We start from the raw sequence: 10,764 nt of genomic DNA on the forward strand, positions 1-10,764 counted from the left end.
GTTCAATACCTGTGATCAGGATTATGCCGCAGACATCAAGCGTTTCATTTAAGCTTATAGCCTTTTCGCGGCGTTTGGCATGTGAAGACGCATCGGCAGCAGCGGCGCAGGCATGGATACTGTTCTATGAAAACCTCTCCCTGGCTTGTGGCCACCTATGTGGTCATCATCGCCTTTGGCATCCTAACGGCACTGCCGAATATTTTGTCGCCAAACACGCTCAATAGCTTTCCCTCCTGGTTCCCGAAGGACAAGGTCGCACTTGGCCTTGACCTGCGCGGCGGCTCTCATCTGGTGCTTGAGGTCGATAGCGCCGATCTGGTGCAGGAAAGACTGCAAAGCCTGATCCAGGATTCGCGCCGTGCGCTGCGCGACGATGGCGTTGATGCCGCGACAGTGCGCAAAAGTGGCTCGTCGCTGGTCGTGACCCTTCAGTCGGCGGAGCAAAGAGCCGCAGCCTTGACCGCCTTGGGCAAGCTTGCCCATCCGGTCGGTCTGACGGGCGCGCCTGATCTGGCATTTACGGGTGAGGGCGCCACCATATCCATTACACTTGCCGAGGCCGGAATTACCGACCGTGCCAATGCCGGAGTGGAACAGAGCCTGGAAATCATCCGCCAGCGTATCGACCAGGTTGGTGTTGCCGAACCAACGATCCAGCGCATCGGTGGCGATCGTATTCTTGTGCAGCTTCCGGGTACGCAGGACCCGGCGCGCATTCGTGAACTTCTGGGCTCTACCGCCAAGATGAGCTTTCATATGCTGTCGGAAAATGCCACGGATGGCGCAGCCGTACCGCGCGGCGTCACCATGCTGAAGGACGATGAGGGCCGCACCTATCCGGTTGATGACCGGGTGGAACTGGCAGGCGACCGCTTGACCGATGCCCGTGTTGGTTTCGATCCGAATACCAATGAACCGCTGGTCAGTTTCCGTTTCGATACGGCGGGTGCGGCGCGCTTTGCTGAAATCACCCGCGCCAATGTTGGCAAGCCTTTTGCCATTGTTCTGGACGACAAGGTTCTGTCTGCCCCTGTCATCCGTGAGCCGATTACTGGTGGTTCCGGCCAGATTTCCGGGAATTTCACGGTGGAAAGCGCAACGGACCTTGCTGCATTGCTGCGCGCCGGGGCGTTGCCCGTCAAGCTCACGGTCATTGAAGAGCGGACGGTTGGTGCTGACCTGGGCGCGGACGCCATCAAGATGGGTGTCTATACCGGCTTGATCGGCTTTGCGCTGGTCGTCGGATTTATGATCGTGCTGTATGGTGGATGGGGAATAGTCGCCAATCTGGCCCTCGGTCTCAATGTCATCCTGACCTTCGCCTGCCTGTCGCTGATCGGGGCGACGCTGACGCTGCCGGGTATCGCGGGTATTGTGCTCGGCATTGGCCTTGCGGTTGACGCCAACGTTCTGATTAATGAGCGGATTCGGGAAGAAACCCGCAAGGGCCGTGGTGCCATGGCGGCACTGGATGCCGGTTTCCGCCGGGCCTATTCCACCATTATCGATAGTAATGTGACGGCGTTGATCGCCACCCTGCTGCTGTTCTGGTTCGGCTCTGGCCCTGTTCGCGGTTTTGCCATCACCATGGGTCTGGGCATTGCCATATCGATGTTCACAGCGGTTTCGGTGGTGCGTGTCGTCATGCTCGCCATAATCAGGCGTTACAAGCTGAAGCGTCTCGATATCAAGCCGCTGCTTCCCCTCCAGTTGATCCCTGATGGAACACGCATTCGTTTCATGCGGGCGCGCTTCGTTGGCATCGGCATTTCTGCGTTCCTTTCGATTGCCTCTCTTATCCTGTTCGTCACGCCCGGCTTGAACTATGGCGTCGATTTTCGTGGTGGTATCCAGCTTGAAGTGGTGACCCAGGATCGCGCCGATCTCGCTGCCTTCCGCTCAGGCTTGGATGGGCTTGGGCTTGGCGATGTCACGCTTCAGGAATTTGGCGATGCTCGCCACCTGCTGGTTCGCGTCGAGCGGCAGCCGGGTGGTGAAGAAGCGCAGACCGCGGCGGTGGAGCGGCTGAGAACCGAGGTAAAGGTTATCGATGCAACGGCGTCGGTAGAGCGTACCGAAGTTGTTGGCCCGAAGGTGTCGGGAGAACTGGCGACCGCGGGTATCCTCTCGGTTGTCCTCGCCAGCCTGGCCATGCTGGGCTATATCTGGGCGCGTTTCGAGTGGCCTTTTGCGGTTGGCGCAATTGCGACACTCATTCTCGACGTCACCAAGACGATTGGCTTCTTCGCGCTCACCGGGCTTGATTTCAACCTGACGGCCATCGCGGCGCTGCTGACCCTGGTCGGCTATTCCGTCAACGACAAGGTCGTGGTCTATGACCGGATGCGGGAGAATATGCGGCTTTACAAGACGATGCCGCTGCGTGAACTGATCGATCTGTCGATCAACGAAACGTTGGCCCGCAGCCTGTATACATCGGCCACTGCCTTTCTTTCGCTGTTGCCCATGGCCATCTGGGGCGGTAGCGCGGTTGAGAGCTTTGCCGTGCCGATGATTTTCGGCATTGCCATTGCGGCCTCATCGTCGGTGTTTATTGCCGCACCGATCCTGCTGTTCTTAGGCGATTGGCGTCGCAAGCGGGCGGCCGCTCCAGAAAAGCCAGCCGGTTCCGTCGAGGCTTGATCAACAGATCCCCGCTGCCGTCCACTGACGGCAGCGGGGCTATCGTTTATGCTGCGTCTTCGGCGGTTACTGGCGCATCGCGATGGGCTTCCTCAAGCCGCGCATATAGATGATCGGCGATGTCGCGAGCATGATGCGCGACCTGGGGAAGACCCATTAATTCCCCGAAGGTACCACGGGCAAGCGGTCCGGCGACCAGTAGGCCCGGCGTTACCGCTCCATGCTGGTCGAGAAGGCGCGATTGCCGGTCGCAATGCAGCCCAAGACCGGTCGGGTCGAGGCCGATCAAGCCCTTAAGCGCAAGGTTGCGGAGATAAGGCTGGTTATCGATGATGGCGCCATGCGCCGGACCGGTGGCAATGACCACGGCATCGACAACACACGACACCTTTTCGGTACTGCGCGCCAGACGTAGGGAGACACGAATTTTCGAGCCATCATAGGATACTGTTTGTACCGACGCTGCCAGTATCTCCATCTGGCCCCTGCTGATCGCCTGGTTGATGGCCCCTTCCACTTGCGGGGCGATGCGGAATCGATGCACATCCCAAAAGGGGCGCAGATGGCGCACCAGGCGCCGCCTCTCATCGAGCGGTAGTGCGCCCCAGATCTCCTGGGCCTGAGCGCGAACCGCATCCAGCACGGCATGCCAACTGATGCCTTCCGCTGCGGCATGGTTGATCTGTTCACGGATGCGGCGCGTCAGATGCCGGATCGACCGACTGGGCGGGTCGATAAAGTCCCCATAGGGCTCCTGTACCGTCCCGGCATGGCCTCTGGAACGCAGGCCACGTCTTGAAATGCTGGTGATCGGCCCTTGATGGTGTCGCGCCAGCAAGGACGCAGCGATATCGGCACCCGTCAGGCCATTACCGACAATCAATACATTGTCTTCCGGGCGAATGACGTTGAGCGCATCCGGCACGGTCGCATCGGGAATGAAGCGTGGGTGTCCTTCCAGAATGGTGGCAAGCGCCTTTGGTGGCCTGGGGGAGGGATGACTGGTGGCAATCACCACATCATCTGCCTCCAGTGTTGTTCCATCCGCTTGTGTTACGCGCCAGCCGCGGGTGGACGGGTCCAGCGCAACGACATCGGATTTGACATGCTCTATCCGGCCATCGGCCAGATAAGGTGCCAGCTTCGAGGCGATATAGACACCGAAATCGCGGCGGCGCGGAAATATCCTGCCATCGTCCAAAGCCGCTTGCCTGTCTTCCTCACCCAGACGGTGCTTGCCGACCCAATCGAGGAAGTCGAGAGGTTCGTCCGGATCGAGGCTCATCCTGTCTGCCGGGACATTGATACGATGAGCCGGATCGACCGTGTCATAGGCAAGGCCGCCGCCAAGTCTTGCCCGCGGTTCGTATATGACGATGCGCACATGGCCGGGCTGTGTCTTGCGGGCCAGGTTCCAGGCGACGGCTGCTCCGGTAAAGCCGCCACCAATGATGGCGATTGTTGGCGGCTTTTTGGCCTGAGACAGGTTGGCGGCAGGCATGGAAGTTTCTCCACGAGATTTCATCGGCATTAGGCTACTTCATCGTGCAGAAAATCGGAAACGGTGCGATGCTTTTATCAGCTCCAGGCATGGAGCGGTGGGTTCTCGCCATTCAGGTAATATTTGCCGAGAATGGAATATTTCCAGCGCACCGGGTCATGCAGCGTATGGGTTCGGGCATTGCGCCAATGACGGTCCAGATTGTGCTCGGCCAAAGTCGATCTCGTGCCTGCGAGTTCGAACAATTTATTGGTCGCCTCAATGGCAATCTCGGTCGATAGAATTTTTGCCTCGGCGGTGATGATTTGTGCCTGGGCGACGGTGTCGGTATTGGGGTTGGCAACAGCGATGTCGATGGCTCTACCGGCTTTTTCCAGCAATGCCTGCGCCGCATGCAGGCGTAGCGATAGGCTGCCAACAGCCTGGATCGTGTAGGGATCGTCGCTGGCGCGCTCCAGGCCTGAATCCACCCAGGGCCGGGATTTGGTGCGGACGAAATCGATGGTTTCGACAATCGCCGCCTGGGCGATGCCAGTATCGACGGCAACCTGGATGATCTGGAAAATTGCGCCGTCGGCAGTCGGTACCTCATAGCCCTTGTAGCCCGGAACCAGCCAGGCTTTGTCCACCTTGACATTCTCTAGAATGACGGTGCCTGAGAGCGTGGTGCGCTGGCCGAAACTGGACCAGTCGTCGATAACCGTCAGGCCGGGTGCATCGCGGTCGGCGATGGCGTACCAGGCGCGGCCTTCCTCATCCAGGGCGACGATTGGCACTTTGTGGGCAAGTAACGCACCGGAGGAATAGAATTTCTTGCCGTTAACGATGACATGATCACCGTGATCGGTAAATTTCGTTTCGAAATCGGCGGCCCGTTTCGAGCCGAATTCCGAAAAGGCATTGCCCAGCCGCAAGCCTTTCAGCACTTCCCCGAAGATCAATTGCTGTTGGGCTTTGTCGGACACGGTGCGAATTGCCGCCACGACGCCCAGATGGTTCTGCGCCACCTGTCCGATGGAGGAATCGGCCTGCGAAATGATTTCGATGACTTTCGCCAGCGTGGCATAAGAAAGCTCGGGGCCACCGAACTCCTTTGGGACATTGATCGACCAGAGGCCGCTTTGGGAAAAAGCGTCGAGTTCCGCAACCGGCCAAATTCTGTCCCGGTCCCGGAGAGCCGCATCCTTGACGAAATCTGCTGCGAGGCGATGGGCGATCTCGATGGCTTCCGCATCGCTTCTGATTACATGTGCGGGCTCAATGGGACGCGGGATGGCAGGTATTCCGGCTTTTTCCGGCTTTGCAATGATATTCATGAAAATCTCCCTGGGTTAACGGACAACTGCGTATTTCGATCGGTTATTCGGCAGCTTGCAGTGCGCCGTCTTCCCGCGCTTCCAGTTCGCGCACCAACGGAATGACCTTTTTGCCAAAAAACTCCACCTCTTCCTGGAAATGCAGGAAGCCCATCAGGATCAGGTCCGCACCGGCGCGTTTATGCTCGATGATCCGTTCGGCGACCTGTTGCGGCGTGCCGATCAGGTTGGATTTGAAGCCATCGTTATATTGGACCAGATCCTGGAAGGTGGATTTTGCCCAATTGCCTTCGCGCTCCGGCGAGGCGTTGCCGGCATTCTGAACTTCATGCTTGAAACCATTGACGGCATCTGGAATGGCCTTGTCGATGATTTCCTTCAGGGTGTCCTGAGCTTCCTGCTCGGTGTCGCGGACAATGCCGAAGGCATTCATGCCAATCCTGGTGCGCCAGGTTTTGCCGAATAGTTTTTCCTTGGCGCGGATGTCATCGACCTGGGCTTGCAGGCCTTCCGGCGTATTGCCGTTGGTGAAATACCAATCCGACACGCGGGCCGCCATGTCTCGCGCAGCGCGTGAGGAGCCGCCCTGGAAGACCTGTGGAACCCCACCTTCCGGCTTCGGTTTCATGGAATAGTCGTTGAAGCGATAGAAATCGCCGCGCAGATTATAGCTGTCCTCGGTCCAGATGCCGCGAATGGCCCGGATGAATTCTTCTGAGCGACGGTAACGCTCGTCATGGTCCAGCCACGGTTCGCCAATCGACGTAAATTCACCCCGGAACCAGCCCGAGACGATATTCACATCGACGCGCCCGTTGGTGAGGTGGCTGATTGTGGCGATCTGCTTGGCAAGCAGGGCCGGGTGCCAGGGGCCGGGAAGCACGGCGGCGATAACCCGCAGTTTTTCAGTCGCCGCCAGTAGGGCGTGGCTGAAAGACACGGATTCGTGCTGGTTGTCGGCGCCATAACCGGCGGTGAAGCGGATCTGGCTGAGGGCGTAATCGAAGCCGCTCTGCTCGGCAATCTGCGCCAGTTTGCGGTTATACTCTATCCCCCAATGGGTCCGTTGTTCGATGGAACTGATGACCAATCCGCCGGAGACATTGGGAACCCAATAGGCGAATTTCAGCGGCTCTCTTTTCTGGTGTGGCATATCCGTCTCCTCCATTGGGTTTCAAAAGTGACCTGCAACATTGCATGCGATCTCGCTGGCTGCATTGCGCAATATTTATAAACGATAGAAATAGTAGATAATAAATCAAAGGTCATATTCGCTGTCCGGCGGAGGCCAGTTGGAATAATTTGCTCAAAAAGTCTGATGGATGAGACGGGTCTTGCCGCTTCGGAGCCTTACAATGCAGCCGTGCAGCTCCTGGTTTTTCTCCCTTGCATTTATTGGGAATCTTGAATAGATAAATTCAACTATTCAAGGAATATTGAAATATGGATCAAAAACAGGCTCTCTCCGCCTTCGCCGCTCTTTCCCAGGAAACCCGGCTGCTGATCGTCCGTATGCTTGTTGTCGCTGGGCCAGATGGCATGGCTGCCGGTGCGCTCGCCGACAAGATCGACGTGTCTCCCTCCAATATCTCCTTCCATCTCAAGGAGCTTGAACATTCCGGATTGATTGCCGCGCAACGGCAGTCACGGTCGATTATTTATACCGCCAATTATGCCGCCCTGGGCGGACTTGTCCGGTTTCTGATGGAGGATTGCTGTTCAGGACATCCTGACATCTGCGTGCCCGTTGCTGAGCTTGCCGTCTGCTGTGCTCCGGGATCGAAGCCACCGGTCGCCACGTCATTGGAGCGATAAACAGATGTCCAAATTCGAACGTTATCTGACGGTCTGGGTTTTCCTCTGCATTCTCGCAGGGATCGCGCTTGGACATGCCATGCCCGGTGTGTTTCAGGTCATCGGTGCCGCCGAAATCGCCAAGGTTAATATCCCGGTTGCGGTGCTGATCTGGTTGATGATTATTCCGATGTTGATCAAGATCGATTTCGCAGCGCTTGGGCAGGTTGGTCGTCACTGGCGCGGCATCGGTGTTACGCTGTTCATCAATTGGGCGGTCAAGCCCTTTTCCATGGCGCTGCTTGGCTGGCTGTTTATCGGCACCCTGTTTCGGCCCTTGCTTCCGGCTGTGCAGATCGACTCCTATATTGCCGGACTGATCATTCTGGCTGCGGCACCCTGCACGGCCATGGTCTTCGTCTGGTCTAACCTGACAAAGGGCGAGCCTCATTTTACCCTTTCCCAGGTCGCATTGAACGATGCGATCATGGTCGTGGCCTTTGCGCCCATCGTCGGCCTGTTGCTTGGCCTGTCCGCCATCACCGTACCTTGGGATACCCTGGTGTTTTCGGTGGTGCTCTACATCATCCTTCCAGTGATCGCGGCGCAGATTTTGCGGCGCAGTCTGACCTCGTCCGGCTCTTCGGCCTCGCTCGACCGTTTGCTGAAGGTGCTGCAACCGATGTCGCTTGTAGCGTTGCTGGCCACGCTGGTATTGCTGTTCGGGTTCCAGGGCGAGCAGATCATTGCACAACCGACCATTATCGCCCTTCTTGCCGTGCCGATCCTCATCCAGGTCTATTTCAATTCGGGCCTCGCCTATCTGCTGAACCGTATGACGGGTGAGCAACATTGCATTGCCGGTCCTTCAGCCCTGATCGGCGCGTCGAATTTCTTCGAGCTGGCGGTTGCCGCTGCCATCAGCCTGTTCGGCTTCAATTCCGGTGCCGCCCTTGCGACGGTCGTCGGCGTTCTCATCGAAGTGCCGGTCATGCTGTCGGTCGTCTGGATCGTCAATCGCAGCAAGGGTTGGTACGAGCGCGGCACGGCGGTGCAGGCGGCTGGTCTTTCCCAAGCCAATAGTCATGAAACAAACACCCAGGAGAAGGTCCGGTCATGAACGCCACTATCTATCACAACCCCGAGTGCGGCACGTCCCGAAACACGCTGGCAATGATCCGCAATGCGGGCATCGAACCGCTGGTTATTGAATATCTGAGCACCCCACCAACGCGAGGCGAACTGGCCAGGATGATTGCCGATGCTGGTCTTTCGGTGCGTGAAGCGATCCGGGAAAAGGGTACGCCCTATGCCCAGCTCGGGCTGGATAATCCTGATCTTACCGACGCGCAATTGTTGGATGCGATGCTGGAACACCCGATCCTGATCAATCGTCCGTTCGTGATCACCCCGCTTGGGACGCGCCTCGCCCGACCCTCCGAACGGGTCCTTGAGATCCTGCCCAATACCCATCAGGGAGCGTTCACCAAGGAAGACGGTGAAAGGGTGCTGGACAGCGAGGGTAAACGGATTGTCTGATTTGCCACAGGCTGTCGAACAGCATTTGAACCATCCAGACATGGCGGCCTTGAGGCCTCCGGTCTCCACGCACAAGCCTCGAATCCTGATCTTGTATGGCTCTCTGCGGGCCGTGTCTTACAGCCGGTTATTGGCGCAGGAAGCGGGCCGGCTGCTTGAGCATTTCGGGTGCGAGGTGAGGATATTCGATCCGACGGGCTTACCATTGCCAGATGCAGAACCGGTCAATCATCCAAAGGTCCAGGAATTGCGCGCGTTATCTGCATGGTCGGAAGGTCAGGTCTGGGTCAGCCCTGAACGCCATGGCGCGATGACCGGTATCATGAAATCCCAGATCGACTGGATTCCGCTTTCCATCGGTGCTGTGCGCCCGACCCAGGGAAAGACCCTGGCTGTCATGCAGGTTTCGGGAGGATCGCAGTCCTTCAATGCGGTCAACCAGATGCGCATTCTTGGCCGCTGGATGCGGATGATCACCATCCCCAACCAATCCTCCGTTGCCAAGGCATTCCAGGAGTTTGACGCTGACGGACGCATGAAACCCTCCTCCTATTACGACCGCGTCGTCGATGTCTGCGAGGAGCTGGTGAAGTTTACGCTCCTGACACGAGATGCATCCAGCTATCTGACCGACCGCTACAGCGAGCGGAAGGAGGCGGCTGAAAAGCGCGAGACATTCACGGGCAACACAACACTATGAGCCTGAATAGGACCAGTCCCAGTCGCTTGTCGCTTTCGACCGACCGGGGCGATATCCTTGTGACCATCGCCTTGGGGCTGACGCAAATCATCGGTTACGGCACGCTCTATTATAGTTTCAGTATTCTCGCCCCCGCAATGGGTTTGGATCTTGGCTGGTCGAGCGAATGGATTTTTGCAACTCTTTCCGCTGCTCTGCTGGCAGGCGGACTGGTAGCACCCTGGGTAGGACGCATCATCGATGACCATGGTGCAGGTCGGGTCCTGACGGTGGGATCGATGATCGCTGCGCTGTCCCTGGCCGCCTGCGCGTTTGCGCCGGGCAAGATTACATTTGTAATGGCGCTGATCGTCATTGAGATGGCATCGACCCTGGTACAATATACGGCGGCTTTTGCCTTTCTTGTCCAGTTTCGGCCGCAGAGTGCGCAACGGAATATCACTTATCTGACTTTGATCGCCGGTTTTGCCTCGACGATTTTCTGGCCATTGACCTCGGCCCTTCATGCCGATCTCAGCTGGCGGCAGGTCTATCTGGTTTACGCGCTTCTGCATCTTGCCATCTGCTTGCCACTTCATCTGTGGCTGGCAAGCAGGGTGGGTGAGCGTCATGCACCAGTTGTCGCTCCCAGCGCCACGTCACATCATATCATGGAAGGAGGGCTGCCCGACAGGTTGCGACCTATCGCCTTTCTCCTGATGGTGACAGGTTTTGCGCTTGAAAGCTTCGTGAATGCGGCTTTGCTCGTGCATATGGTGCCGCTGTTGACGGCGCTCGGCCTTGGCTCCGCCGCTCTATTGGTCGGAACCCTGTTTGGTCCATCGCAAGTCCTCAGCCGCTTCACCAATATGATGTTTGGCCGCGATCTGTCTCAACTGACATTGGCACTGGTTTCGGCGCTGCTGATGCCGGGGGCAGTTGCGGTGCTTTTGTTGACGGCGCCATCCTTTTCAGGCGCATTGATTTTTGCGGTCCTGTTCGGCTTGGGCTCCGGCCTTGGCAGCATCGTCCAGGGAACCCTGCCGCTGGCATTGTTCGGCAGCGCCGGTTATGGCAGGCGCCAGGGGCACGTCACCGCCGTTCGGTTGGTCGTGTCTTCGACGGCCCCTTTCGCTTTCGCATGGATGATGGAAAACATGGGTACGGACCTGGCTCTTGCAATCAACACCGCCATTGGCGGTGTTGCGGTCCTCGCCTTCCTGGCAATTGCACATTTGGCCCAGCGTCAGCGCACAATGCCAACATAGTCTCTCGGAAACTCAAAGCGG

9 protein-coding genes are annotated in these 10,764 nt (G+C 57.8%); 6 read left to right on the plus strand and 3 right to left on the minus strand.

Features of this window, described 5'->3' with window-relative positions; translation table 11 throughout:
• Positions 1–126 precede the first annotated feature (126 nt).
• Entirely contained in the window at positions 127–2,646 is a 2,520-nt protein-coding gene (gene secD / locus AVI_RS21890) for a protein translocase subunit SecD (RefSeq protein ID WP_012654310.1), read from the plus strand.
• A gap of 46 nt (positions 2,647–2,692) precedes the next feature.
• Here the strand turns inward: secD and AVI_RS21895 are convergent, their stop codons facing one another.
• The 3 genes from AVI_RS21895 to sfnG all read right to left on the minus strand — a co-directional run bounded on the left by AVI_RS21895 (position 2,693) and on the right by sfnG (position 6,616).
• Entirely contained in the window at positions 2,693–4,147 is a 1,455-nt protein-coding gene (locus tag AVI_RS21895) for an FAD/NAD(P)-binding protein (RefSeq protein ID WP_080517044.1), read from the minus strand.
• A gap of 77 nt (positions 4,148–4,224) precedes the next feature.
• Positions 4,225–5,463, minus strand: coding sequence for an SfnB family sulfur acquisition oxidoreductase (locus AVI_RS21900; protein ID WP_041698655.1), 1,239 nt, complete (start codon positions 5,461–5,463; stop codon positions 4,225–4,227).
• Positions 5,464–5,506: 43 nt separating this feature from the next.
• The gene (gene sfnG / locus AVI_RS21905) at positions 5,507–6,616 is read right to left on the minus strand and encodes a dimethylsulfone monooxygenase SfnG (RefSeq protein ID WP_012654313.1); all 1,110 of its coding nucleotides are present in this window, start codon (positions 6,614–6,616) and stop codon (positions 5,507–5,509) included.
• Positions 6,617–6,906: 290 nt separating this feature from the next.
• Here sfnG and AVI_RS21910 point away from each other — a divergent pair, with 290 nt between their 5' ends.
• From AVI_RS21910 to arsK, 5 genes are read left to right on the plus strand one after another with little or no spacing between them, the layout of a single operon-like run.
• Positions 6,907–7,278, plus strand: a complete 372-nt coding sequence (locus AVI_RS21910; protein ID WP_012654314.1) for an ArsR/SmtB family transcription factor — start codon at positions 6,907–6,909, stop codon at positions 7,276–7,278.
• A 4-nt stretch (positions 7,279–7,282) separates the two neighbouring features.
• Entirely contained in the window at positions 7,283–8,377 is a 1,095-nt protein-coding gene (arsB, locus tag AVI_RS21915) for an ACR3 family arsenite efflux transporter (protein ID WP_012654315.1), read from the plus strand.
• Positions 8,374–8,796, plus strand: a complete 423-nt coding sequence (arsC, locus tag AVI_RS21920) for an arsenate reductase (glutaredoxin) (RefSeq protein ID WP_012654316.1) — start codon at positions 8,374–8,376, stop codon at positions 8,794–8,796. The genes arsB and arsC overlap by 4 nt, the downstream gene beginning before the upstream one ends.
• The gene (arsH, locus tag AVI_RS21925) at positions 8,789–9,496 is read left to right on the plus strand and encodes an arsenical resistance protein ArsH (RefSeq protein WP_041698657.1); all 708 of its coding nucleotides are present in this window, start codon (positions 8,789–8,791) and stop codon (positions 9,494–9,496) included. The genes arsC and arsH overlap by 8 nt, the downstream gene beginning before the upstream one ends.
• On the plus strand, positions 9,493–10,743 hold the full coding sequence (gene arsK, locus AVI_RS21930; RefSeq protein WP_012654318.1) for an arsenite efflux MFS transporter ArsK: 1,251 nt from the start codon (positions 9,493–9,495) through the stop codon (positions 10,741–10,743). The genes arsH and arsK overlap by 4 nt, the downstream gene beginning before the upstream one ends.
• Positions 10,744–10,764: the final 21 nt, after the last annotated feature.

The organism is Allorhizobium ampelinum S4, assembly GCF_000016285.1.
Classification (GTDB): Bacteria; Pseudomonadota; Alphaproteobacteria; order Rhizobiales; family Rhizobiaceae; genus Allorhizobium; species Allorhizobium ampelinum.

Coding starts and splice junctions, on each gene's coding strand:
- secD (WP_012654310.1), top strand. CDS start 127: ATGAAAACCTCTCCCTGGCTTGTGGCCACCTATGTGGTCATCATCGCC.
- AVI_RS21895 (WP_080517044.1), bottom strand. CDS start 4,147: ATGCCTGCCGCCAACCTGTCTCAGGCCAAAAAGCCGCCAACAATCGCC.
- AVI_RS21900 (WP_041698655.1), bottom strand. CDS start 5,463: ATGAATATCATTGCAAAGCCGGAAAAAGCCGGAATACCTGCCATCCCG.
- sfnG (WP_012654313.1), bottom strand. CDS start 6,616: ATGCCACACCAGAAAAGAGAGCCGCTGAAATTCGCCTATTGGGTTCCC.
- AVI_RS21910 (WP_012654314.1), top strand. CDS start 6,907: ATGGATCAAAAACAGGCTCTCTCCGCCTTCGCCGCTCTTTCCCAGGAA.
- arsB (WP_012654315.1), top strand. CDS start 7,283: ATGTCCAAATTCGAACGTTATCTGACGGTCTGGGTTTTCCTCTGCATT.
- arsC (WP_012654316.1), top strand. CDS start 8,374: ATGAACGCCACTATCTATCACAACCCCGAGTGCGGCACGTCCCGAAAC.
- arsK (WP_012654318.1), top strand. CDS start 9,493: ATGAGCCTGAATAGGACCAGTCCCAGTCGCTTGTCGCTTTCGACCGAC.